Raw genomic sequence first — 23,957 nt, 5'->3', positions numbered from 1 at the left:
GCGCGTAGCGCGTAATCCGACGTCACATTGCTTAATGTTTTTGCTCGCCAATCAAGGACAGATTGTCGTGCTCTGCCTGGTTCAGCTTGTGCTTGCGCATGATCATGTACATGGTGCCGGCGACGAACAGGCCGAACAGGGTAATGATGATATTGAGCGGCAGGTGCAGGCGGATCATGATCGAGTACACGGCCAGCATGGTCAGAATCGACAGGTTTTCATTGAAGTTCTGCACGGCGATGGAGTGGCCGGCGCTCATCAGCACGTGGCCGCGGTGTTGTAGCAGGGCGTTCATGGGCACGACGAAGAAGCCGGACAGGGCGCCGATCAGTATCAGCAGCGGGTAGGCGATCCACACGGAGTGCACTTGCGTCATCATCATGACGATCACGCCCATGGCGATGCCCAGCGGAATGACGGTCAGCGATTTGCGCAGTGGAATGAAACGTGCCGACAGCACGGCGCCGGCGGCCACGCCGATGGCGACCACGCCCACCAGGCTGGTTGCCTTGTCGAAGGGCATGTTCAGCGATTGCTTGGCCCATTCCAGCACGATCAGTTGCAAGGTGGCGCCAGCGCCCCAGAACAGGGTCGTCACGGCCAGCGTGATCTGGCCCAGCTTGTCTTTCCACAGGATGGAATAGCAATTGGCAAAATCGGTAATGAGTTTGATAGGATTGCGTTCCTGGTGCGGATACACGCAGCCCGTGTCGGGAATCTTCAGGTTGGCCAGGGTTGCCAGCACATAGATGCCGACCACCACACACAGGGCCGCTTCCGTCTTGTTGGTGATGCCCGTGTCGATCAGGGGGAAGTCGAAGGACAGCAGCATGTCGGACACGTGGCCGCTGACGAGCGCGCCGCCCATGACGGTGCCGAGGATGATGGAGGTGACGGTCAAGCCTTCGATCCAGCCATTCGCCGCCACCAGCTTTTCCGGCGGCAGCAGTTCCGTCAGGATGCCGTACTTGGCGGGCGAGTACACGGCCGCGCCAAAACCGACGACGGCGTAGGCCAGCAGCGGGTGTACGTGGAAGAAGACGAGGGCGCAGCCGAAGATCTTGACCATGTTGGCGATGAACATGACCTTGCCTTTCGGCAGAGCATCCGCGAAGGCGCCGACAAAAGCGGCCAACAGCACGTAAAACAGGACGAATGACAGTTTAAGCAGCGGCGTGATCCACGCCGGTGATTTCATGGACACCAATAAATCGACGGCGACAAAAAAGAGGGCGTTATCTGCCAGCGAGGAAAAGAACTGCGCCGCCATGATGGTATAAAAACCACGATTCATTCTGGAATGCCTGAAATCATATCTGGCTTGCTTTATACCACGAAAAAACGGCAAACCCCAAGTTTGGACGGGGCTGCTTTGCATAGTCTTGTCTAAGCGAAGCTTAATTTTTCTGCCGTAGAAAAATACACATACATGTGAGCATTTTGTACATGGTGTCCTGCGCGCCTATCCTGCTCCCGCTAGCGGCTCCCCCTTGCGGCCCATCCGGTAAAATACGGCTTTCCCACCCGCCGTGAACGACGCATATGCCCAGGCCCCTTATCGCCACCATCCATCTCGATGCCATGCAACACAATCTGGCGCGCGCCCGTGCCGGCGCCCGCGGCGCCAAGGTGTGGGCCGTCGTCAAGGCGAACGCCTATGGCCACGGCCTGGAACGGGCCATGCGGGGCTTTTCTGACGCTGACGGACTCGCGCTGGTCGAGGTCGATTATGCCGTGCGCTTGCGCGAACTGGGGTGGACCAAGCCCATCTTGTTGCTGGAAGGGTTTTTTGATGCCAGCGATTTGCCTGTCATGGCGCAATATGGATTGAACGGCAGCGTGCATTGCGAAGAACAGATCGCCATGCTGGCAGCGGCGCACTTGCCGCACAGTATTGATGTGCACTTGAAAATGAATACGGGCATGAACCGCCTGGGTTTCACACCGCAGGCCGTGGCGGGTGCGTATGCGCGCCTGCGCGCCATCCCGCATATCGGCGCGATCACCTTGATGACGCACTTCGCCAATGCGGACGAGGCGGCGCCCACGCGCTTGCCTTTGGCCCAGCAGATGCTGCGTTTCGAGGCGGGCGCGGCCAGCATAGGCACGCCGCTGCCGCGCAGCCTGTGCAATTCGGCCGGCGTGCTGCTGCACCACCTGGACAGCGATTGGGTGCGCCCCGGCATCATGCTGTACGGCGGCACGCCTAGCGGCGCTCCCGGCGGCACATCGGCGCAAGCATTCGGCTTGCTGCCCACCATGACCTTGCGCAGCCGCATTATCGGCATCCAGGATATTGCCGCCGGCGAAGTGGTGGGCTATGGCAGCCGCTACGAAGCGGCCGGCAATATCAAGGTGGGCGTGGTGGCCTGCGGCTATGCGGATGGCTACCCGCGCCACGCGCCCGAAGGCACGCCCGTGCTGGTCGACGGCGTGCGCACGGGCCTCATCGGCAGGGTGTCGATGGACATGCTGATGGTCGATCTGACGCACGTGCCGGGCGCAAAAGTTGGCAGTGCCGTGACCTTGTGGGGCCAGGGCATGCCGATCGACGAGGTGGCCCTGGCTGCCGGCACCATCGGCTACGAGCTGATGTGCGCACTGGCGCCGCGTGTGCCCGTGGTCGAAGCGACACAGTGACGGCGGCCCGCTGTTTGTATATACTGTATATATAGACAGCAGTTTCACCTTACCCGGGCAAAGTACACCATGGCAAAAGTCAAGACCATCTACACCTGCAGCGATTGCGGCGCCATCAGCAACAAATGGATGGGGCAATGCACCTCGTGCAACCAGTGGAACACCATGGTGGAAACCCTGCCCGAGACGGGCGGCAACAACCGCTATTCGAATCCGCAGCACATGTCGCTGGCGCAGACGGCGCCCGTGCTGTCGCTCGATGATATCGACGCCATCGACGTGCCCCGCTTCGGCACGGGCATCGAGGAATTCGACCGCGTGCTGGGCGGCGGCATGGTGGCGGGCGGCGTCGTGCTGATCGGCGGCGACCCCGGCATCGGCAAGTCGACCCTGCTGCTGCAGGCGCTGGCCAACATGTCGCACCACAAGCGCGTGCTGTACGTCAGTGGCGAGGAATCGGGCGCGCAGATCGCCCTGCGCGCCAAGCGCCTCGTCATCGACGCCAAGGAACTCAAACTGCAGGCGGAGATCCAGCTGGAAAAGATCCTGGCCACCTTGAACGACCTGAAGCCGGAAGTGGTGGTCATCGACTCGATCCAGACCGTGTATTCGGACGCGCTCAGCTCGGCTCCCGGTTCCGTGGCGCAAGTGCGCGAATGCGCGGCCCAGCTGACGCGCGCGGCCAAGCAGACGGGCGTGACCATCATTCTGGTCGGCCACGTGACGAAAGAGGGCGCGCTGGCGGGTCCCCGCGTGCTCGAGCATATTGTCGACACGGTGCTGTATTTCGAGGGTGACGCGCACTCCAGCTTCCGCCTGGTGCGCGCCATCAAGAACCGTTTCGGCGCCGTCAATGAGCTGGGCGTGTTCGCCATGACGGAAAAGGGCCTGAAGGGAGTATCGAACCCGTCCGCCCTGTTCCTGTCGCAGCACGACAATCAGGTGCCCGGTTCCTGTGTGATGGTGACGCAGGAAGGCACGCGCCCGCTGCTGGTGGAAATCCAGGCCCTCGTTGACACGAGCCACTTGCCCAACGCGCGCCGCCTGTCCGTCGGCCTGGAGCAGAATCGCCTGGCCATGCTGCTGGCCGTGGCGCACCGCCATGCGGGCATCGCCGCCTTCGACCAGGATGTGTTTATCAACGCCGTCGGCGGTGTCAAAATTACGGAACCGGCGGCCGACCTGGCCGTGTTGCTGGCGATTAACTCGTCGATGCGCAACAAGCCGCTGCCACGGGGACTCGTGGTGTTTGGCGAAGTGGGGCTGGCCGGTGAGATCCGCCCCGCACCACGGGGCCAGGAGCGCTTGCGCGAAGCGGCCAAGCTGGGCTTTACCCTGGCCGTGGTGCCCAAGTCGAACTTGCCCAAGCAAGTCATCGAAGGCCTCAAGGTCATCGGCGTCGAGCGTATCGACGAAGCGTTCAACAAGCTGCGCGACCACGAGTAAAAGTTGGTATGGTTTAAATGCCAAGCTTGAGACAAGTCAAACAGAATTTCCGTTTAGAACTATAATATTTGTCCGATGGATTCTCCCCATGAATCCGCATCGACAATGAATTGATAGAGAAGCGGAATACAGTGTCAGTTGAGCAAAGGCAGGGCGCACGCAAGATATTGCGTGCCAAGGCGATGTTGGTAATGGATGGCGCGGGCCCCGTGGCGGCGCGCACCCTCGATGTGGGGCCGGGCGGGATGGCGGCCGTCATCGCGGAACCGGTGCCGACAGGCAAGAAGGGCAAGGTGCTGTTCGAATTGTTTTACGATGGCGCAGCGCACATCATCGAGGCGCGCGTGTCCGTCTCGCACTGCATTTTCAGCAGCGCAGGTTTCAAGGTGGGACTCACTTTCCTGCAGTTGGACATGGCCGTCAGCAGCGCCATCTCGAAATTCATGCGCTGAGGCAAGCCGGGAGGGTGCTGCAGGTGAACTGCGCTAAAATGGTGCATATGGGTTTGCAGTCAGGAAAAACCTGTTCTGTTCGCTGTTTTGATATTCCAGTAATACTGCATAATTATCAACCAGAAGAGGGGCCTTGCCGCGTCACGCGCGCCTGCCGTCCGTCTTTCGCGCAGCACGGTCACGACCTGAACCGTGCGCCATGACCTTACATCCGACGGGAACGCCTACCATGTTTAATTCGACCATCAACAGCAGGGCCTACACCAACAATACGCAGCAGACGACGCAGGGCAATATCTCGGCCGATGTGTATGCGAAGGTGGAGCGCCAGATGCAGTCGCAAAACACGGGCGTCGTCAAGCTCAACGCCAGCCTGGCGCGCGACCAGGCCAAGTTCTCGGGCCTGGGCCAGCTGCAATCGGCGCTGGCGAAATTTCAGACCGTGGCCAAGAACATGGCCGGCAGCGGCCTGGCCACGTCGGCCACGTCCAGCAGCAAGGATGTGCTGAGCGCCACCACCACCGACAAGGCCGCCAGCGGCAGCCATGAACTGAACGTCAAGCAACTGGCGCAGGGACAGACTTTGCTCAGCGGCGCGCAGAAATCCTCGAGCGCGGCGATCGGCACGGGCGCGCCCGCGCTGGTGAAGATCGAAGTGGGCTCGGCCGACGGCAAGCAATTTACGCCAGGCAGCGGCAAGATCATTTCGCTGACGATTGACAGCAGCAACAATAGCCTCGACGGCATCGCCGCCGCGCTCAAGCAGCAGGGTATCGACGCCAGCGTGGTCAAGGGCCCCGATGGCTACTCGCTGGCCTTGAACGGCAAGAGCGGCGCCGACAGCAGCATGCGCATCAGCGTGGCTGGCGACGCGGCCGTCAGTAATTTGCTCAGCTATGCGCCCGGCGCCGGCAAGGGCATGCAGCAGACGGCCGCCGCGCAGGACGCGCTGCTGACCGTTGACGGCAAGGAAATCAAGAGCGCCACGAATACCCTGACGACGGCCGTCGAGGGCGCCACCATCGAATTGAAGAAAAAAGGCACGACGGACCTCGTCATCGCCAAGGACAGCAGCCAGATCGCCAGCAATGTGGCCAGCTTCGTCACGGCCTACAATGAACTCAACAGCAAGCTGCAGAGTCTGCAGCAGGGCGATTTGAAGTCCGACACGGCCCTGGGCCAGGTGCGTTCGCAGATGGAGCAGGTGCTGCGCACGGCCAGCACGGGTGTGCCATCGTCGGTGCTGGGCAGTGCCGGCGTGACCCTGGGCAAGAGCGGCGAGCTGGTGCTGGACGATAAAAAGCTGAAGGCCGCCATCGCGGCCGATCCGGACGCCGTCAGCAAGATGTTCACCAATAACGGCAAGGGCGTGGCGGACCAGTTCGCCAGCAAGATCGGCGAGCTGACGGGTGAAACGAGCATCATACGCAAGGAAGTGCAGACGGTCGGCAAGGACATCACGACGCTCACCAACAAGAAAGCCGTGCTGGCCAAGGCGCTGACGGCCCAGGCGCAGGCGCTGGTGAAAGCATATTCGGCCCAGGAACAGATGGGAACGAACTCGGCCTTGCCGGGCTATACTGGCAAGAATTCCTTGTTCGACTTCATGGCTTAAGAGCGCACCGCTAAAGCGCCCATGGCGGCGTTGCATCGCCTTGCCGTACCAGCGTACTGCCTGCGGCGCTGCGCCTTGCCCTGAGCGCTGTATCGGCGCGCTTTCCAGTTGGCTAGATTCTGTCGCCCTGGGCAAAGAAGGCTGACGGCGAGCTGCCGAAGGTCTTCTTGAACATGGCGGAAAAGGCCGACTGGCTGGCATAGCCCAGCTCTTCGGCCACTTGCGACAGCGGCACGCCGCGCGCGATCAGGGGCGCCGCGTGCGCCAGGCGCACTTGCTGGCGCCACTGGCCAAAACTCATGCCCAATTCCCGTTCGAACAGCCGCGCCAGGGTACGCTCCGAGGCGCCGACTTGCTGCGCCCAGTGTTCCAGGGTCTGGTGCGAACCCGGTTTCTCGATCAGGCTGTCGCACAGGGTTTTCAGGCGCTTGTCGCTGGGCAAGGGCACGCGGATGGGGCGCGTGGCCGAGCGTTTCAACTCATCAAGGATCAGCTCGGCCAGCAGCGCCTCGCGCGCCGGTTCCTGGCCCGGATCCAGCTGTTCCAGCGCCATGATCAGCTGGCGCAGCAGATTCGACACTTCCAGCACCTTGCAGTCGCGGCCCGCGAATGGCGCGCGCGCGGCATGGATGCACAGGGGGCGCAAGCGGGTTTTTTCCAGTATCGTGACGGCATGCTCCACGTTGGGCGCGATCCAGATGGCGCGCATGGGCGGCAGCACCCAGCTGCTGTTGTTGGCGGTGATGCGCAGCACGCCTTCGAGCGCCATGGTCACCTGACCCCATGGATGGCTGTGCGGCAAGAGAAATTCATCGGTTTGCAGGTCGCGCGCGACCATCGTCACGGGGATGGTCGCGCTGGGCGCTTCCCGTGGCGGACACATGCGGGTATGGTGGAGGATAGGTACACCCATCAGCTTGGCCTTAATTCGATAAATTATGTCGTTCTGTCGGAAAACAGACGATGGTATTTTGCATACACTTGAGCTTCACCAGTATAAGACAGGGTATGACATGATAACAACTAACTCGGCAATGGACTTGCCACCGCACTCACCGCCAACTCTGCGCAACGATGCGCGCGTCATCGCCCTGGTGGGGCTGGCGCATGGCGTGTCGCACTTCTACCATCTGATCCTCGCGGCCCTGTTCGTCTGGCTGAAACCGGCATTCGACCTGTCGTATGCGGAGCTGGGCCTGCTGATGACGGTGTTCTTCATCATCTCGGGCGTGGGGCAGGCGCTGGCCGGCTTTGTCGTCGACCGTTTTGGCGCCCGCGCCGTGTTGTTTTCTGGCATCTTCTTGCTGGGCGTGTCGGCGCTGGCCCTGTCGACCGCGCACAGCTATGCGGCGCTGATGCTGGGCGCCATGCTGGCCGGTATGGGCAACAGCGTGTTTCATCCAGCCGACTACACGATCCTCAACCAGCGCGTCTCGGCGGCCCGCGTGGCCTACGGCTTTTCCGTGCATGGCATCAGCGGCAACATCGGCTGGGCCCTGGCGCCCCTGTTCATGACGTATGTTGCCACCCATTATGACTGGCGAGTGGCGCTGCAATGCGCGGCCGTGCTGCCGTTTGGCGTGCTGCTGATCCTGTTCCTGAACCGCCACGCCATCCGCCCCGAGCCCGTGAAAATGGCTGCGCCAGGCCAGGCGGCCGGCGGCGAAGGCACGCTGGACTTTCTGCGTTTGCCAGCCGTGTGGATGTGCTTTGCCTTCTTCTTCATTACGGCCATCGCCCTGGGCGGCATCCAGAGCTTTGCCAGCGTGGCCCTCGTCAAGCTGTACGGCATGAGCCTGGCGCTGGCCACCAGTGCCTACACGGCCTATATGCTGGCCTCGGCCGTGGGCATGCTGGCCGGCGGCGTGGTGGGCGCGCGCAGCAAGCAGCCGGACCGTAACGTCGCCATCGCCTTTTCCGCCGCCGCGCTGCTGGCCGTGCTGCTGGCCATGGCCGTCGTGCCGGCCTGGGGCGCGGTGGCGCTGATGGGCGCCATCGGCTTGATGTCGGGCGTGGCGGGGCCATCGCGCGACCTGATGATACGCGCGGCAGCGCCGAAGAATGCCACCGGGCGCGTGTATGGCGTCGTGTATTCGGGCCTCGACAGCGGCCTGGCCGTCGGTCCCCTGTTCTTTGGCGCGCTGATGGATGGCAACCATCCGGCCCTGCTGTTTGTCTTCATCGGCGTGTTCCAGGCGCTGGCGATTGCCACGGCCGTGGGCGTGGGCGGCAAAACCCGCGCGGCGGCGCTGCAAAAGGCATAGAATCGTTGCCATCTGCCACTCAAGGAACTCCCATGACCTTTGCCACCACCGACCTGTGCGACGACTATGCAGCCATGCTGGATGATGGCACCCTGGCCGTGCTGCCGCCCGTGTACCGCGCCTTTGGCCAGCGCGTGCGTTTCAGCGGCCCCGCCACCACCTTGCACGTGTTCGAAGACAACGCGCTCGTGCGCAGCACCCTGGAAACGCCGGGCCACGGCCATGTGCTGGTGATCGATGGCGGCGGCAGCCTGCGCCGCGCGCTGGTGGGCGGCCAGCTGGGTGTGCTGGCCGAAAGCAACGGCTGGGCCGGCATCGTCGTCGATGGCTGCATCCGCGACAGCGAGGAAATCAATGTCTGCCAGATCGGCGTGCGCGCCCTGGCCACGCACCCGCGCAAGAGCAACAAGACGGGCGCCGGCCAGCGCGACGTGCGCGTGCAGATCAGCGGCGTGGCCGTGCATCCGGGCGACTGGATCTACGCCGATGCGGACGGTATCCTGGTGGCGCGCCAGGAGCTTGATTGAGGCATTACTCTCCGGAAGATACGTTGCAAATTGTCTACATTAAATATATTTTTGCAAAGTTCTTTGATTTTCATCATGGCTGGGATATGATTTCACTTAAGGTAACTTTAATGTCAACAAAGTAAGGAAATCAGATCATGAAAATCGCCACCATCGCCGCAGTTGCCGCCCTGTTCGTCGCCGGCAGCGCCAGCGCCAGCCCCGTCAACCTGATCGCGAATGGCAATTTTGAAACGGTCGCTTCCGGTTACGCCTTCGACAGCGGCTTTAAAGTCGTCAACAGCGGTTCGTCGGGCATCACGGGCTGGACCGTGGGTGCCAGTTCCGTCGACCTGATCCGCAATGCGTATAACGCCATCGATGGCTACAGCATCGATTTGCTGGGTACGCCAGGTCCGGGTTTCCTGTCGCAAAATTTCAGTGTCGTTGCCGGCCAGACATATAACCTGAGCTTTGACATGGCGCGCAATTCCGGCGGCCCGGCAGGCCAGGGCGTGAGCGTCAATTTCGGCGGCGTGGCCGGGGATTTCTATTCGACCGCTGCAGCCTCGAATACCTTGTACAGCAACACGCTGAGCTTCACGGCCGCTGCCACCGGCCTGGCGACCCTGTCGTTTGCCAGCGCCGCCAAGGCCGGTACGCCGTTCGACAATTACTCGGGCGCCGTGATCGACAATGTTTCCGTGATGGCCGCCGTGCCGGAACCGGAAACCTATGCCATGCTGCTGGCCGGCCTGGGCCTGATGGGTTTCCTGCGCCGCCGCAAGGCCGCCAGGTAATCCCGGCTCCGCCCCACGTCAGACCGCCTGCTGCATTGCACAGGCGGTTTTTTGTTTTTCAGGGGGCTGTTGCTGCATCGGCATCCCCCCGCAACGGACAGGCGGCCGCCTGTGGCTCCATCCGCCGCGCCAGTTCGCCGCGCAGCTGCGTCAAGCCGGCGATGCGCGCATCGATGTCGGCCAGCTTGCGCGCCAGCGCCGCGCGCAGCAGGTCCGCCATGGCCGGATCGCCTGCGCCGGCCAGCAGCGGCATGTCGGCCTCGATTTCCGCCAGCGTAAAACCCAGCTGCTGCGCCGTGCGCAGGTAACGCAGCCAGTCCGCCGCCTCGGGCGGATAGTCGCGGTAGCCATTCGCGCCGCGCCGCGCGCGCAGCAAGCCCCGCTTTTCATAGAAGCGCAGGGTATCGCGGCTCAAGCCCGTCGCCTGCGCCATCTCGCCGATCTGCATGGAAATATTCCTTCATAAAATGCTTGACCATGGAGTGTACTCCAGCCTTGAGAATGGGCGCTTTCCATACACAGGAGTTCCCATGTTATCTGTTGTTGCTTTCCGCCGCCTGGTGCGCGCCAGCGCCATTTACGATGTCCTTATGACGGCCGCGTTTGTCACGCCGTGGACGTTCCTGCTCATGCGCGAGCACTTGAACGCCCTCAACCTGGCCCTGGGCGGCGCGCCACTGCCAGTGTTCGAACCCTTGCATTTGCTCATCAGCAGCATGATGGGCAGCGTGGTGATGGTCTGGTCGGTGCTGCGCATGCTCGATCCGCAGCCGCGCTTCGGCCGCTACGACGCGGTGGCCCGCTACCTGTTTTCCACCTGGATGGCGTGGGCCTTGCTGGTGACGGGCCAGCCCCTGCTGTGGCTGTTCCTCGTGCCGGAACTGGCCTGGGGCCTCGCGCAAAGCTTGCCATTGCGCCGCAGCGAAGGTGGGCGGGAAGGGCATCCACGCGAATCGCTGTTGAGATGACGATAACGAAATGCAATAATGGCCGTGCTCGCAGTGCAACAATGACTGCAATGAACGACTCTAAGGGAATGAATATGCAGCAGGATGCGGCTGGAAAAAACATGGCGTTACTCGATCCGGTGGTGGCGCCGCGCATCGCGGTGACGCGCCTGGTGACGGGCCTGCTGCAAGGCTTGCTGCTGTACTGGCTGTACAGCACGGCCCAGGACAAGGTGTGGCCCGCCACGGAAGCCTATCTGCTGGGTCCGTTGATGCTGATCAGCTTGCTGTTACCGATCCTGCTGGTATCCAGCCTGGGCCATATGTCGGCGAAGCGCATCGTGCTGTGGATGGCGGGCGCCGCCGTCGTGCTGGCCGTGCTGGCCTGGCATGACGTGGCGCGCGGCGCCGAGCACGTAATCTGGGGCAACTACAAGCCGGGCGCGCCCCTGCGCGTCATTTCCGCCCAGCTGTTCGGTTTTTGCGTGGTGGGCTTCTATATCGCCCACGCGCTGGTGCTGGCCAGCGCCCAGGATGGCCAGCGCATCGCCCGCTATCCCACCTACTTTGAAATCGCCTGGAAGCTCGGCATCCAGTTGCTGTTTTCCCTGCTGTTCGTGCTGGGCCTGTGGCTGGTGCTGTGGCTGGGTGGGCAGCTGTTCCTGCTCATCAAGCTGAGTTTCCTGAAAAAACTGCTGGGCCAGGCCTGGTTCGTGATTCCCGTCATCTGCTTCGCGTTTTCGTTTGCCATCCATATCACGGACGTGCGCCCATCCATCGTGCGCGGCATCCGCACCTTGCTGCTGGTGCTGCTGTCGTGGCTGATGCCGATCGCCGCCGTGCTGGTCTCCGGCTTCCTGCTGACCTTGCCATTCATCGGCTTCGAGCGCCTGTGGGCCACGCGCCACGCTGCATCCGTGCTGCTGGGCATGGCCGGCGTGCTGGTGGTGCTGATCAATGCAGCCTTCCAGAATGGCGAAGTGGGCCATGGCGTGGCGCGCGGCATCCGCCTGGGCACGCGCCTGGCCTGCCTGCTGCTGCCGTGGGTGGTGGGCATCGCCATCTATGCGCTGACCTTGCGCGTGATGTCGCACGGCTGGACGTCCGACCGCCTGATCGCGGCCGCCTGCCTGCTGGTCGCCACCTGCTACGCCGCCGGCTATGCCTGGGCGGCCAGCAAGTATGGCGACTGGCTGCACCTGATCGCCAACGTCAACGTGGCCACCGCCGGCGTCACCCTGCTGGTGCTGTTTGCCCTGTTCTCGCCGCTGGCGGACCCGGCGCGCATTTCCGTGGCCAGCCAGATGGCGCGCCTGAACAGCGGCAAAGTTGGCGTGGACAAGTTCGATTTCGAATACCTGCGCTTCCAGGGCGCCCGTTATGGCCAAGCGGCCTTGCAGGAATTGAGCAAACGCACGACGGGGCCTGACGCGGCCATCGTGCGGGCTCGCGCCGACGCCATGCTCAAGCGCCAGAACCGCCTCGACGAGACGGGCGCGCTGAGCGACGTGTCGATCAACCTGACCCTGCGCCCGGCCACGGCGAAGTTGCCGGAGAGTTTCCTGCGCCAGGATTGGACGCAAGTGAGCCCGGCCTGGCGCCTGCCCGCCTGCTTGAAGCGGGCAGGGCCGCAGTGCGACGCGTATCTGCTCGATTTCGATGGCGATGGCAAGCAGGACGTACTGCTGATCAGCAATGACCCGCGCGCCTCGTCGGTGTTGCTCGCGGAAAAGGAAGACGGCAGCTGGTCGGCGCGCGGGCAAATCCCCACGGATGCCCTGCGCTGCAAGCCCCTGCGCGAGAAGCTGCAGGCGGGCGAATTCCAGCTGGTGCCGCCGAAAGTGCGCGAACTGGAAGTCGACGGCCAGCGCGTGCCGATGACTTTATATACGCCAGAGGACGAGGTCAGCTGCCCCGATGAGACGGCGCCGACTCCGTAAATGGCAGTGAGAGGACTTGGCGCACGGGACCAAGCCTCTTGCTGGTTCCGAAGGCAGCAACTTCGTGCACTGAATCTGCAGACTGCCCGGTAGCGGCTGCGGATTCAATCGCTCAACGCAACACACTGTTCAAATCGTTGAGCCGGTGTCGGGTAGTGTCGCGTCTTCCTGTGGCAGTTCGACTTGAACTCTGAAAGCGATGAGGAGAGAAGCGAACAGCATCACAACGCCAGCAATAATGAAAACGCCTGTGACGCCACCAAACCCGAACATCATGCCACCCAATGCCGCGCCGGCAGCTATTGAGGATTGCACCGCAGCGACGACCATGCCGCCAGCCGTCTCCGCTTGATCCGGAACGGCACGAGCTACCCAGTTGGACCAGGCGACAGGTACGCCGCCGAACGCCAAGCCCCAGAGGGCCACCAAAAGCATCAGGCCGGTTCCCTGGACTGGCAGTAAAATCATGCCGAATGCCGCCAAGCCCACCAGCGCAGGCATGCTCACTAAAGTAGCATGCAGGCTACGCTCCATTAGCCAGCCGGCCAGCAGCGTGCCAATGAAGTTGGCGACACCAAAACCCAGGAGCATCAGAGACAAACTGTTTACATCAATATGGGCAACGCTTTCAAGCGCGGGGCGAATATAGGTGAACAATGCGTATTGCCCCGTATGGGCAAGTACACAGCCCAGCATCCCGATCCCGATCCCCGGGCGACGCAGCAGTGCCAGTACAGACGGGGTACGCATCATCGTGCGCGGTGCCATACGGGGCAGTGTGAACAATTGAAACAACAGTGTTAGCCCTCCGACAGCTGCGGCTGCTATAAATGCACTGCGCCAGCCATATATCCCCCCCAAGTAGCTGCCCAACGGTACGGAAACAACCGTCCCGATGGCGATACCGCTGAAGATTATGGATAGCGCTCGCGGCACTGACTTTGCTGGCACCAGTCGCATAGCCACGGCTGCGGCCATACTCCAAAAGCCTCCCAAGGCAACGCCCAGCAGAATGCGCATCACCAACAAAACGGTCAGGCTTGACGATAACGCCACCAGCAAGTTCGACGCGATCATCAGCACTGTGAAAGCTAACAAGACGACACGTCGGTCAAAACTGCGCGTCAGGCGTGGCACTGAAAGCCCGGCGACCATGGCCACGACGGCCGTCACCGTCACTGCCTGACCAGCCAGCGCCTCCGACACACCAAGATCGAAGGCCATCGGGGTCAATAGGCTGGCTGGCAGGTACTCCGCCGTCAGGAGGCCGAAAACGCCCATTGCCAGTGAAAACACTGCCATCCATGCTGCTGCCGCTGGCTCTGCAACAGACGCATCGCTCGCGTTGGGCGTTTGCCCGTTACCCAAAACATCATTGTTCATCTCTAACATTCCTAAAACGATCAGAGTCGAAAGTCTAGAGGGAAAGTCCAGGATGATCTATGATGACAAGTCTTGATGTTTTGATCGAAACTCCTGAAATGACCAAGAAGAATCAAGTTTTCCTGTCCTCAAGTCTCGTCAGTGAACTGTTGATGGGGATGCGCCTGCGTGGCGTCCAGTACCGCCGCATTCAGACCGGTCCAGCTTTCGGCATAGGCTTTGAAGACAAGCCAGGCCACGCCTACTTCCACTTCGTGGCTGTTGGTACTGCCTACCTATGTACGGATGATGGCGAGTTGCATGAGCTGTCCGCCGGTAGCGCGGTGTTCATGCCGCACGGCAGGAGGCACCAGCTGCTATCGGATGCGGGCGTTGCATTTCAGGACATCGACAAGTTCGATGTCGCGCCCCTTGGTGAAGCCGTTAGCGGAGTCGACACATGTCCCAGTACGGCCTCCGTGCCCAGTGCAATTATTTTTTACGGCTGCATGGAATTCGATCTCGGCGGGATGCAGGGGGTCGGAAAGTTGATGCCAACCGTCATGGTGGCCGACACGCAAGCGCAGGGTTATCCCGGCTTGCTGCCGGTGCTGGATTCAATGAAGCGTGAAATCTGCGCCGGTCGTATCGGCTTTGCAGGCATTCTGGCTCGACTGGCAGAGGTTGCGGCAGCAATGATCGTGCGCGGCTGGATTGAATGCGGTTGTGAAAGCGCCTCCGGTCTCCTCGCCGCATTGCGTGATCCGCGCCTCGCTCTTGCCATATTGGCGCTGCACCGCCAGCCAGGACGGGAATGGACAGTTGCACAGTTGGCTGCGGAGTCTCATGTCTCTCGTTCTGTCTTCGCACGACGCTTTCAAACCACCATCGGGGTGCCGCCCCTGAGGTATGCCACGGAACTGCGGATGCGTCTTGCTAAACAATTGCTCACTCATGAAAGAGTGTCCATCGACGCCGTTGCCCAACGCCTTGGCTATACATCTCAAGCGGCGTTCAGTCGTGCTTTTAAGCGCGTCATCGGCAGCCCGCCGGGTCGCGATCGGGACGTGCTGTGAGGAGAATAGCTTGCGGGGAGCAAATATTGATTTGGTGCGCCACTTTTCAAACCTCGCCACTGGAAGGTTCATTTTTGATATGTTATTGAAAAGACCGTTTGTAACGTTTACACCGGTGCAGGAAGGCGACGCAGATGAACTTGTCGCACTTCGCATTGAGGCGATGCGCGATAGCCTGATGCAGGTGGGGAGATTCGATCCGGTTCGAGCGAGAGAGAGGTTTCTGTCAGGTTTCTTGCCGGAGCACACACGCCATATTGAAACAGAAGGCAAACGGGTCGGCTTTGTTGTTCTCAAACAGCAACCAAAGGCCATGCTGCTCGACCACCTCTATATTCATCCAGACAACCAGGGCAATGGTATCGGGGCCGTTGTTCTCGCTCGTATTATCGAAGAGGCAAACGCTCTTGGTTTGCCGGTTCGAGTGGGAGCCCTGCGCGGTAGCGGCTCAAACCGTTTCTATGTGCGCCACGGATTTACATTGATCGAGGAAGGAGACTTTGACAATTATTACATTCGTCCATGCGAAATGGACACCAAGCGCCCGGAGCAAATGTAGAGCGCCATTTATAATAAAGATGAGCCTCCGTTTTGTGGCGGAAACTGCCAATGAGCCCAATTGGCAATCCGCCAGTTGCGTTGCGCGCCTGCGGTGGAGTTTGTCCGGGCAGGGCCGCCTGTATCGCCGCTGTAGCAGTCGTCCGACTGATACAGCATGTGTTTGTACGCGTCGCCTTGTGCCTTGTCCCTGCCGTGCCGCGCTTCTAGACTGGGGCCTTCTCCACGCTGCGACTGCCTGCCATGACCGAACTGCTGCCCCTGATGAGCTATTGCTTTGTGATGTCCGCCACGCCGGGGCCGAACAACGTCATGCTGGCCACCACCGGCGCCAATTTCGGCTATCGCGGTGCGCTGCCGGTGATCCTCGGCATCCAGGCCGGCATCTTCGTGCAGACCGTGCTCATGTGCGTGGGGCTGGGCAGCGTGTTCGTCGCGTATCCGGTGGCGCAGCAGCTACTGCGGATCGCGGGCGCGCTGTACCTGATATTCCTGGCCTGGAAGCTGGCCGGCGCCTCGGTGGCGGGAAGCAGCGCACCGAAGGCCGTGTCGTTTGCGCAGGCGGCCCTGTTTCAGGCGCTGAATCCCAAGAGCTGGCTCAAGGCGGTCACCATGGCGTCGGTCTTCATGCCTGCGCAGGGCAATATGCTGGCCAGCGCGCTGCTGGTGTCCGTGACCGGCACCGTGGTGGGCACGCCGTGCAACGCCATGTGGGCGCTGTTCGGCGTCTCGATCCGCAGCGTGCTGAAAGCGCCCCGCAACCAGCGCCTATTCAATCTGGCGATGGGGGCCGTCCTGCTGGTCCTCGCCTTGATGTTTTTACGCTAGACTGCCACCCATGTTCGCCATCGACCGCTCCTCGCCCATCGCCCTGTTCAAGCAGATCGAGGCCGCATTGCGCCTGCAGATCGCGCAACGCGTCTTGCCTGGCGGGACCCGGCTGCCGTCGATCCGCCAGCTTGCCACGCAGCTCGCGGTCAGCACCAACACCGTGGTGGTGGCGTATGACAGGCTGGTGGCCGCAGGCGTCATCGATACGCACGGCACGACGGGCTTCTTCGTCTGCGCACCAAGCGATGCCAGCCGCGCCATTCCCGACGAGGTGGCGCTGGAAGCGGGCCAGGAGCAGGAGCCGGTTTGGCTGAGCCAGCAAGTGAACGACCAGCGGCCGGGCGTGCTGCTGGCCAGCAGCGGCGCCTTGCCGCCCACCTGGCTGCAGGACGCGCTGCCGGCGGCTGCCGTGCAACGCGGTCTGGCGCGCAGCGCGGCCGGCATGGCCTCGCGCTGTCCGCCGCAAGGGCTGGCCGAACTGCGCGAGCAGATCGCGCTGCTGTTGCGCGGCATCGGCATCGCTGCGGATGCCAGCCACATCCTCACCACTTTCGGCGGCACCCATGCAATCGATCTGATCTGCCGCACGTTTCTGCAGCCCGGCGATACGGTGCTGGTGGAAGACCCCGGATACTTCCTGATGTTCGGCAGGCTGCGCCAGGACGGCGTGCGCCTGGTACCCATCAAGCGCCGCCCCGATGGCCTCGACCTGGACGAACTGGAAGCGGCCTGCCGCGCGCACCGTCCGCGCCTGCTGTTCGTGCAGACGGCTTTGCACAATCCCACCGGGTGGAGCAGCAGCGCCGCCAACCTGCACAAGGTGCTGATCATGGCGCAGCAGCATGGCTTCCTGATCGCCGAAGACGACGTGCACGGGCATTTTCAGCAGGGCCACAGCACGCGGCTGGCATCGCTTTCCGGACTGGACGGCGTGATCTATTACTCGAGCCTGTGCAAGGCGCTGAGCCCGGCCCTGCGCATGGGCTACCTGGCCGCGGCGCCCGCCCTGCTCAAGCTGCTGATGCGCACCAAGATCCACGCCATCATGACTCTGCCTGCGCTGAACGAATACGTTTTGCTGGAAGTGCTCAAGGCCGGCAACCTGCGCAAGCACCTGGAGCGGCTGCAACGCAAGATCATGGTGGCGCGCAACGCCAGCACGCGGCAACTGAGCGCGGCCGGCGTGCTGTTCGAGCAGCCCGGCGACGCCGGCATTTTCCTGTGGGGCAGCATGCCCGAAGGGCTGGACGTGGACTTGCTGGTGCAGGACGCCTACCGCAACAAGATCCTGCTGATGCGCGGCGCCGCGTTCTCGGCCAACGACACGCCCGACCAGCACATCCGCTTCAACGTCGCCTTCAGCCAGCATCCCCGCGTGAGCGCCTACCTGGAAGAACGCCTGCGGGCGGTGGCTGGCGCGCGCTCAAGCCTGGCCCGCGCCAGCCGCGCCGCCAGCATCGGCGGCAAGTCCTGAGCATGGTCTGCGCCTTTCCTTGTCATTTGTTGATATTCTGGAGGGGCTCTTTTTTCGCCAGCGTGTCAATTTGGTGTGCCGCCACCCTTCACCGGGACGGCGCACCGGTTGCCCATTCCACTTTTATCAGGGAAGCGCCATGAACAAACAGATCATCCTGAACCTGCCCGTGAAGGACCTGGAGAAATCCAGGGCCTTCTTTTCCGCCCTCGGCTTTGCCTTCGATCCCCGCTTCAGCGGCGAAAACGCGGCCTTCATGAATATCGTCGACGGCAGCATCCAGGCCATGCTGACGACCGAATCCTTTTTCCAGTCGCTGATCGGCAAGCCGGTGGCGAATGCGAAGGAAGCCAATGAAGTCGTCATTTGCCTCAGCTGCGAAAGCCGGGAAGAGGTGGACAGCCTGATCGCCAGGGCCAAGGCCGCAGGTGGCCGCATACCGCATCCGCCCGAGGACCATGGTTTCATGTATGACCAGGGCTTCGAGGATATCGATGGCCACCTGTGGAACCTGGTCTGGACGGCGCCGGAAGCCTGACGCGCCGAGCAAGCGGAACAGGCCGTATCAGTTCTTCGTGCGCACCTGGCGCACGTGGTTTTCCAGTTCGCTGAACGAGGGGCGTTCCGTGGCGGAAATGACCTTGCGGCCGAATTCCACGGCCAGCGCCGGAGCGTAGCCGTTCAGGCTGGCCAGCAAGGTGACTTTCACGCATTGGTACATCTTTGCCGTTTCATGGTGCTTGCGGCGCAGCAAGCTGGCCAGCGGCGCGATGAATCCGTAGGCCAGCAGGATGCCGATGAAGGTGCCCACCAGCGCCTGCGCGATCAGCACGCCCAGCTCGGCCGGCGGCAAGCCGACGGAGGCCATCGTGTGCACCACGCCCATCACGGCGGCCACGATGCCGAAGGCGGGCATGGCGTCGGCCAGCTGCGAAATCGTCTGGATCGGCATTTCCGCATCTTCATGGTGCGTCTCGATCTCGTTATCCATCAGGTTTTCGATCTGGTAAGCATCCATATTGCCCGACACCATCAGACGCAGGTAGTCGGTGATGAATTCCAGGATGTGCTCGTCACCGAGCGTGTACGGGTATTTCACGAAGATGGGGCTGCGGTAAGGGTCGTCGATATCGTCTTCGACCGACATCAGGCCTTCCTTGCGGATCTTGCTGAGGATTTCATACATCAGCCCCATCAGTTCCATATAGCGCGCCTTCGTGTATTGCGAGCCGTGGAACAGGGTGGGCAGGGCGGCGAACGTGGCGCGGATGGCCTTGGCGTCGTTGCCGACAAAGAAGGTGCCCAGCGCGGCGCCGCCGATCATCAGCAGTTCCAGCGGCTGGAACAGGGCGCCCAGGTGGCCCCCCTGCATGGCGAAGCCGCCAAAGACGGAAAACAGCACGACGAGAAATCCGAGTATGACTAGCAAAACCTACTCCTTCATAATATTGCCATATCGCAATATTGTAGTTTAACCTGATTTGGCCGCCGTGGCCGCTTCCGGCTGCAACTGCTGGATGAGAAAATTGATAAAAGCGCGCACTTTGGCGGGCAGCTGGTGCCGGCTCGGGTAGTAGGCGTACAGGTCGGCCGGCGCCAGCGCGTAGTCGGCCAGCACCACGCGCAGGCGGCCGCTGTCGAGGTAGCGGGCCAGGTCCCATTCCGAGCGCAGCAGGATGCCGTGCCCGTCCAGCGCCCAGCCCAGCACCACGTCGCCATCATTGCTGGCCACCGTGCCGCGCACCTTCACCGTGTGCGTGGCGCGGCCTTTACTCAGGCGCCAGATGCCGTAGGCGTCGTCGTTTTGCCGGTGCACGATGCAGCGGTGCTGCGCCAGCTCGTCCGGGGTCTGCGGCGTGCCGTGCGCCTGCAGGTAGGCGGGTGAGGCGCACAGGAAACGCCGGTTCGACATGATGCGCCGCGCCGACAGGCGCGTGTCGGGCAAGTCGCCGAAGCGGATGCCCAGGTCGTACGCCTGCTCGACCAGGTTGATGGGGCTGTCCGTCAGTTGCAGCTGCACTTCCAGCTGCGGGTGGCGCAGGGCAAATTGCGACAGCAGGGGGGCGATCACCGTGCGCCCGAAACCCAGCGTGGCATTCACGCGCAGCAAGCCGCGTGGCTCCGCGCTGCCGCTGGCCAGGGACTCTTCCATGGCGCGGATATCGTCGAGGATTTGCCGCGCCTGCTGCAGATAGCTTTCGCCGTCGCCCGTCAGGCTGATGCGCCGCGTGCTGCGGTTCAGCAAGCGCACCCCCAGGCGCTGCTCCATCAGCACCAATCGCTTGCTGACGGCGGGCGGCGTGATGCCCAGCTCGCGCGCCGTGGCCGACAGGCTGCCCAGCTTGGCCAGCAGCACAAAGAAAGCCATTTCCGTCGTGGCGTCGCTTTTCATTATTAACCTGAAGTGAAGAATGGTTTAAATTGCTATCGATTATACGGTTTCATATCGCGGTTAAGCTGGCGTCATTGTTTTCACTACAGGAGAACCGCATGAAAATCGTTGAAATCCGGGAAAAGACCATCCCTATCTCGTCCCCCATCCGCAACGCTTACATCGATTTCAGCAAGATGACGTTAAGCCTGGTGACCGTCGTCACGGATGTGATGCGCGACGGCAAGCCTGTCGTCGGCTATGGCTTCAATTCGAATGGCCGCTATGGCCAGGGCATGCTGATGCGCGAGCGCTTCATTCCCCGCATCCTCGACGCCGATCCCGCTTCGCTCGTCACGGCGGATGGCAGCAACCTCGACCCGCACAAGGTGTGGGATAGCATGTACACGAATGAAAAGCCGGGCGGCCACGGCGAACGTTCGGTGGCCATCGGCACCATCGACATGGCCATCTGGGATGCCGTGGCGAAGATCGACAACAAGCCGCTGTTCCAGCTGCTGGCCGAGCGCCACGGCACGGGGGCGCCGGACAAAAAAGTCTTCGTGTATGCGGCCGGCGGCTATTACTACCCGGGCCAGAGCCTGTCTGCCTTGCAGGATGAGATGCGCAGCTATATCGACCGCGGCTACACGGTGGTCAAGAAAAAGATCGGCGGCGCTTCGCTGGACGAAGACTTGCGCCGTATCGACGCCATCATGGAGGTGCTGCAGGATGGGCAAAAGCTGTGCGTGGATGCCAACGGCCGCTTCGACCTCGACACCTCGATCGCCTACGCCAAGGCGCTGCGCCAGTACGACCTGTTCTGGTATGAAGAGGCGGGCGACCCGCTCGACTTCGAGCTGCAATCGACCTTGCGCAGCTACTACGACAAGCCGATGGCGACGGGCGAAAACCTGTTTTCCATGCAGGATGCGCGTAATCTGATCCGCTACGGCGGCATGCGCGCCGACCGCGACTGGCTGCAGTTCGATTGCGCCCTCAGCTACGGCCTGGTGGAGTATTTACGCACGCTGGACATGTTGCACCAGCACGGATGGTCGCGCAGCCGCTGCATTCCGCACGGCGGCCACCAGATGTCCTTGAATATCGCGGCCGGCCTGGGCCTGGGCGGCAATGAATCGTATCCCGATCTGTTCCAGCCGTTCGGCGGTTTTCCCGATGGCGTGCGCGTGGAAAACGGTCATATCACCATGCCGGATCTGGTCGGCATCGGCTTCGAGGGCAAGGCCAACCTGTATGCGGAAATGCGCGCCCTGAGCGGCCAGTGAGCGCTATGGCGTTCTTTGCCAGAAGCGCAGCCGGTTGCCGAACGGGTCCGCCACTTCCAGGATACGGCCCCAGTCCTCGTCGCGGATGCCGGGCCGCGCATACGGGTAATCCTTTGCCTGCAGCTCCGCGTGCAGGGCGGCGATGTCGTCGACGGGGATCAAGAGCGCCGTGCCTGGCGTGGCGTCGCCGTAGTGCTCGGACAGATGCAGCACGAGATCACCGCGCGTCACCTGCAGGTACAGCGGCGCCGTGGGCGCGAAGCGGTGTTCCCAGTCCAGGGTAAAACCGAGAAAACCGAGGTAGAACTCGCGCGTTTTTTCTTCGGAAAAGCTGCGCAGGATGGGGATGGCGGGGGACAGCTGCATGGCGGCCCTTTCAATAAAAGTGGCAAGATTCCTATTCTAGCGTCAGGCCAGCGCCTGCCGTTTCATGCGCGCGGCGGGGCTGGCCTTCTCCCAGCGGAACAGCCACATGATGATCAATTTGGTCGTGGCGCTGACGCAGGCCAGCAGCAGCAAGGGCCAGCCTGTCGCCAGTCCCATGGCGCAGGCAAAGAAGATGGTGCTGACATCCATCGCCAGGATGAACTGGCTCATTTTCAGGGACACGGCACCCGTCCTGCCCGAGCGCCAGATCAAGCGGATCTGGTGCGCGTAGCCCTGCGCCAGCAGCACGGTGACGGCAACGATCAGGCTTTGCGACATCACGCGCTTTTCATCCGTGAAGGTGGGGCCGAACAGCAATCCCGCCACGCCCGCACCCAGCAGCAGCGCGCAGGCCAGCAGCGCGTGGCGCGATGCCCGGCTGCGGCGGTCGCGGTCGATTTCATACAGTATGCCCAGCGCGATCAGCGAGGCGATCAGGCGCGGCCAGACGATGTAGTGGTTGAACGGCGTGATCGAATAGCCGTAGACGAAGAAGGCGCAGTAGGCGAGGAAGCTGACGGTGAACTGGTTGAGCGACAGGATGTCCGTCGCCTGGCCTGCGCCCAGGCTGGCGTCGTGCTTGCGCCGCCAGATTTTTTGCAGCTGCGACCATAAACCAAGCAGGCTGACGACGATGAAGAGGGAGTTGAGGCTGCCGGCGATGGCGTACAGTGAACTGGATTGCAAGGTGTCTCCCTGGAGGACAAGGCAGCCCTGCGAGATGGGACGCCTTGTCTATACATTTTGCAACATATTCTCATGAGGTAAATTGCCATGCAAGCAATATTTCATGTCTGGCTGGCTTTGCCAATACTTGCCCGAACTCACCTCTCGCCGTACTTGCCCCTATAATCATGGCATGACTTTCTTATCACTGCGTGCCCGCTCCGTGCTGGGCAGTATCGGCAAAATGGCCGTTTCCCTGATTCTCCTGTTGACCGCACTGTGGGGCGCACTGGCGCTGTGGTACCAGCTGTCCGGCGGCACGGCGGCGCAAGCCATCGGCGCGCTGCTGTGGGGTGCGCTGGGCGTGGCCAGCATCGCGCTGTGGTGGACGCGCGGCGATGCGCGCGTGCTGCTGCCGTATGCGGCCGGTTTTATCCTGCTGCTCGTGTGGTGGAGCCTGATCACGCCGAAACAGCAGCGCGTGTGGGCCGACGACGTGGCGCGCAATGTGACGGGCACGCTCAAGGGCAATCTCGTGACCCTGGACAATGTGCGCAATTTCGACTGGCGCAGCGACGACGACTACACGGTCAAGTGGGAACAGCGCAGCTACGACCTCGACGAACTGCGCACGGTGGACACGGCGCTGTCATACTGGACGGGACCCTATATCGCACATACCCTGATCTCGTTCGGCTTTGCCGACGGGCGCTTTTTGACGTTTTCCATCGAAATCCGCAAGGAGAAGGGCGAGAGCTTTTCCGCCATCGGCGGCTTCTTCAAGCATTTCGAGATGAGCCTGATCGCCGCCGACGAGCGCGACATCCTGCGCGTGCGCACGAATGCGCGGGGCGAGGACATGCATCTGTACCGCGTGATGATGCCGAAAGCGGCCATGCGCTCGCTGTTCCTCGCCTACCTGGACGAGGCGCAGGCGCTGAAGAACCAGCCGCAGTTCTACAACACCCTGACGGCCAACTGCACCACCATCGTCTTCGAGATGGTGCGCCGCATCGTGCCGGGCCTGCCGCTCGACTACCGGCTGATGGCTTCGGGCTACCTGGACCGCTACCTGTTCGACGTCAAGGGCCTGGTGCCCGGCTTGACCTTCCAGCAGCTGCGCACAGGGGGCCACATCACGGCGCGCGCGCGCGCCGCCAACGACGATGCGGATTTTTCGCACACGATCCGGCGCGGCATGCCGGGCTATGACGAAGCGGGCTTCCCGAAGCTGCAAATGCCCAGGCAGTAAGCGCCTGCTTTATACTGTCGCTATTCCGACCGGCCGCACATT

General features: G+C 62.1%; 24 protein-coding genes. 16 read left to right on the top strand and 8 right to left on the bottom strand.

Features of this window, described 5'->3' with window-relative positions:
• Window positions 1–31 precede the first annotated feature (31 nt).
• Window positions 32–1,294, bottom strand: coding sequence for a lysophospholipid transporter LplT (gene lplT / locus CSQ91_RS11855; RefSeq protein WP_034779369.1), 1,263 nt, complete (start codon window positions 1,292–1,294; stop codon window positions 32–34).
• A 248-nt stretch (window positions 1,295–1,542) separates the two neighbouring features.
• On the opposite strand from lplT, the gene alr reads away from it, so the two are divergent.
• The 4 genes from alr (at window position 1,543) to fliD (ending at window position 6,153) form a co-directional block, all read left to right on the top strand.
• Complete coding sequence (gene alr / locus CSQ91_RS11850) at window positions 1,543–2,640, top strand: alanine racemase (RefSeq protein ID WP_099388338.1); 1,098 nt, start codon at window positions 1,543–1,545, stop codon at window positions 2,638–2,640.
• A gap of 69 nt (window positions 2,641–2,709) precedes the next feature.
• Window positions 2,710–4,086: a DNA repair protein RadA gene (radA, locus tag CSQ91_RS11845; protein ID WP_099388337.1), complete on the top strand. Its 1,377-nt coding sequence runs from the start codon at window positions 2,710–2,712 to the stop codon at window positions 4,084–4,086.
• Between the two features lie 131 nt (window positions 4,087–4,217).
• Window positions 4,218–4,538, top strand: coding sequence for a PilZ domain-containing protein (locus tag CSQ91_RS11840; RefSeq protein WP_071653418.1), 321 nt, complete (start codon window positions 4,218–4,220; stop codon window positions 4,536–4,538).
• A gap of 229 nt (window positions 4,539–4,767) precedes the next feature.
• Entirely contained in the window at window positions 4,768–6,153 is a 1,386-nt protein-coding gene (gene fliD / locus CSQ91_RS11835; RefSeq protein WP_034779360.1) for a flagellar filament capping protein FliD, read from the top strand.
• 112 nt (window positions 6,154–6,265) lie between these two features.
• Here fliD and CSQ91_RS11830 read toward each other — a convergent pair whose 3' ends face one another.
• Window positions 6,266–7,066 carry an AraC family transcriptional regulator gene (locus CSQ91_RS11830; RefSeq protein ID WP_070282210.1) on the bottom strand — a complete coding sequence of 267 codons (801 nt, stop codon included), beginning with the start codon at window positions 7,064–7,066 and terminating at the stop codon, window positions 6,266–6,268.
• A gap of 100 nt (window positions 7,067–7,166) precedes the next feature.
• On the opposite strand from CSQ91_RS11830, the gene CSQ91_RS11825 reads away from it, so the two are divergent.
• From CSQ91_RS11825 to CSQ91_RS11815, 3 genes are all read left to right on the top strand, one after another.
• A complete protein-coding gene (locus tag CSQ91_RS11825; RefSeq protein ID WP_244517408.1) occupies window positions 7,167–8,417 on the top strand; it encodes an MFS transporter in 1,251 nt (416 codons plus the stop codon).
• 32 nt (window positions 8,418–8,449) lie between these two features.
• Window positions 8,450–8,944 carry a ribonuclease E activity regulator RraA gene (rraA, locus tag CSQ91_RS11820; protein ID WP_034779352.1) on the top strand — a complete coding sequence of 165 codons (495 nt, stop codon included), beginning with the start codon at window positions 8,450–8,452 and terminating at the stop codon, window positions 8,942–8,944.
• A 137-nt stretch (window positions 8,945–9,081) separates the two neighbouring features.
• Window positions 9,082–9,723 (top strand): choice-of-anchor C family PEP-CTERM protein, encoded by a 642-nt coding sequence (locus tag CSQ91_RS11815; RefSeq protein WP_099388336.1) that lies wholly within the window; start codon window positions 9,082–9,084, stop codon window positions 9,721–9,723.
• 58 nt (window positions 9,724–9,781) lie between these two features.
• On the opposite strand, the gene CSQ91_RS11810 is transcribed toward CSQ91_RS11815, so the two are convergent.
• Window positions 9,782–10,171 carry a MerR family transcriptional regulator gene (locus CSQ91_RS11810; protein ID WP_070282213.1) on the bottom strand — a complete coding sequence of 130 codons (390 nt, stop codon included), beginning with the start codon at window positions 10,169–10,171 and terminating at the stop codon, window positions 9,782–9,784.
• An 82-nt stretch (window positions 10,172–10,253) separates the two neighbouring features.
• Between CSQ91_RS11810 and CSQ91_RS11805 the strand changes: the two genes are divergently transcribed.
• Window positions 10,254–10,691 carry a hypothetical protein gene (locus CSQ91_RS11805; RefSeq protein ID WP_099388335.1) on the top strand — a complete coding sequence of 146 codons (438 nt, stop codon included), beginning with the start codon at window positions 10,254–10,256 and terminating at the stop codon, window positions 10,689–10,691.
• 101 nt (window positions 10,692–10,792) lie between these two features.
• Window positions 10,793–12,610 (top strand): DUF4153 domain-containing protein, encoded by a 1,818-nt coding sequence (locus tag CSQ91_RS11800; RefSeq protein WP_099388680.1) that lies wholly within the window; start codon window positions 10,793–10,795, stop codon window positions 12,608–12,610.
• 129 nt (window positions 12,611–12,739) lie between these two features.
• On the opposite strand, the gene CSQ91_RS11795 is transcribed toward CSQ91_RS11800, so the two are convergent.
• Entirely contained in the window at window positions 12,740–13,993 is a 1,254-nt protein-coding gene (locus tag CSQ91_RS11795) for an MFS transporter (protein ID WP_099388334.1), read from the bottom strand.
• 62 nt (window positions 13,994–14,055) lie between these two features.
• Between CSQ91_RS11795 and CSQ91_RS11790 the strand changes: the two genes are divergently transcribed.
• The 5 genes from CSQ91_RS11790 (at window position 14,056) to CSQ91_RS11770 (ending at window position 18,449) form a co-directional block, all read left to right on the top strand.
• A complete protein-coding gene (locus CSQ91_RS11790; RefSeq protein ID WP_218963751.1) occupies window positions 14,056–15,048 on the top strand; it encodes an AraC family transcriptional regulator in 993 nt (330 codons plus the stop codon).
• Window positions 15,049–15,058: 10 nt separating this feature from the next.
• Entirely contained in the window at window positions 15,059–15,607 is a 549-nt protein-coding gene (locus CSQ91_RS11785; RefSeq protein WP_306508685.1) for a GNAT family N-acetyltransferase, read from the top strand.
• Window positions 15,608–15,849: 242 nt separating this feature from the next.
• Window positions 15,850–16,434 (top strand): LysE family translocator, encoded by a 585-nt coding sequence (locus tag CSQ91_RS11780; protein WP_099388332.1) that lies wholly within the window; start codon window positions 15,850–15,852, stop codon window positions 16,432–16,434.
• Between the two features lie 10 nt (window positions 16,435–16,444).
• The gene (locus CSQ91_RS11775; protein WP_099388331.1) at window positions 16,445–17,911 is read left to right on the top strand and encodes an aminotransferase-like domain-containing protein; all 1,467 of its coding nucleotides are present in this window, start codon (window positions 16,445–16,447) and stop codon (window positions 17,909–17,911) included.
• Window positions 17,912–18,050: 139 nt separating this feature from the next.
• Entirely contained in the window at window positions 18,051–18,449 is a 399-nt protein-coding gene (locus CSQ91_RS11770; RefSeq protein WP_099388330.1) for a VOC family protein, read from the top strand.
• 27 nt (window positions 18,450–18,476) lie between these two features.
• Here the strand turns inward: CSQ91_RS11770 and motA are convergent, their stop codons facing one another.
• Window positions 18,477–19,340, bottom strand: a complete 864-nt coding sequence (gene motA, locus CSQ91_RS11765) for a flagellar motor stator protein MotA (protein WP_034779327.1) — start codon at window positions 19,338–19,340, stop codon at window positions 18,477–18,479.
• A gap of 42 nt (window positions 19,341–19,382) precedes the next feature.
• Window positions 19,383–20,303, bottom strand: coding sequence for a LysR family transcriptional regulator (locus CSQ91_RS11760; protein WP_099388329.1), 921 nt, complete (start codon window positions 20,301–20,303; stop codon window positions 19,383–19,385).
• A 98-nt stretch (window positions 20,304–20,401) separates the two neighbouring features.
• On the opposite strand from CSQ91_RS11760, the gene CSQ91_RS11755 reads away from it, so the two are divergent.
• Window positions 20,402–21,571 (top strand): mandelate racemase/muconate lactonizing enzyme family protein, encoded by a 1,170-nt coding sequence (locus tag CSQ91_RS11755; protein WP_099388328.1) that lies wholly within the window; start codon window positions 20,402–20,404, stop codon window positions 21,569–21,571.
• A 3-nt stretch (window positions 21,572–21,574) separates the two neighbouring features.
• Here CSQ91_RS11755 and CSQ91_RS11750 read toward each other — a convergent pair whose 3' ends face one another.
• Together CSQ91_RS11750 and CSQ91_RS11745 are read right to left on the bottom strand one after the other, a co-directional pair.
• A complete protein-coding gene (locus CSQ91_RS11750) occupies window positions 21,575–21,937 on the bottom strand; it encodes a glyoxalase superfamily protein (RefSeq protein WP_070255437.1) in 363 nt (120 codons plus the stop codon).
• A 42-nt stretch (window positions 21,938–21,979) separates the two neighbouring features.
• Window positions 21,980–22,684 (bottom strand): hypothetical protein, encoded by a 705-nt coding sequence (locus tag CSQ91_RS11745; RefSeq protein WP_180278406.1) that lies wholly within the window; start codon window positions 22,682–22,684, stop codon window positions 21,980–21,982.
• Window positions 22,685–22,856: 172 nt separating this feature from the next.
• On the opposite strand from CSQ91_RS11745, the gene CSQ91_RS11740 reads away from it, so the two are divergent.
• Window positions 22,857–23,915 (top strand): Lnb N-terminal periplasmic domain-containing protein, encoded by a 1,059-nt coding sequence (locus CSQ91_RS11740; RefSeq protein WP_180278405.1) that lies wholly within the window; start codon window positions 22,857–22,859, stop codon window positions 23,913–23,915.
• Window positions 23,916–23,957 lie beyond the last annotated feature (42 nt).

Origin of the sequence: Janthinobacterium sp. BJB301 (genome assembly GCF_002735685.1) — a bacterium.
GTDB classification, from domain to species: domain Bacteria; phylum Pseudomonadota; class Gammaproteobacteria; order Burkholderiales; family Burkholderiaceae_D; genus Janthinobacterium; species Janthinobacterium lividum.
This window is presented reverse-complemented; position numbering and strand designations above follow the sequence as displayed.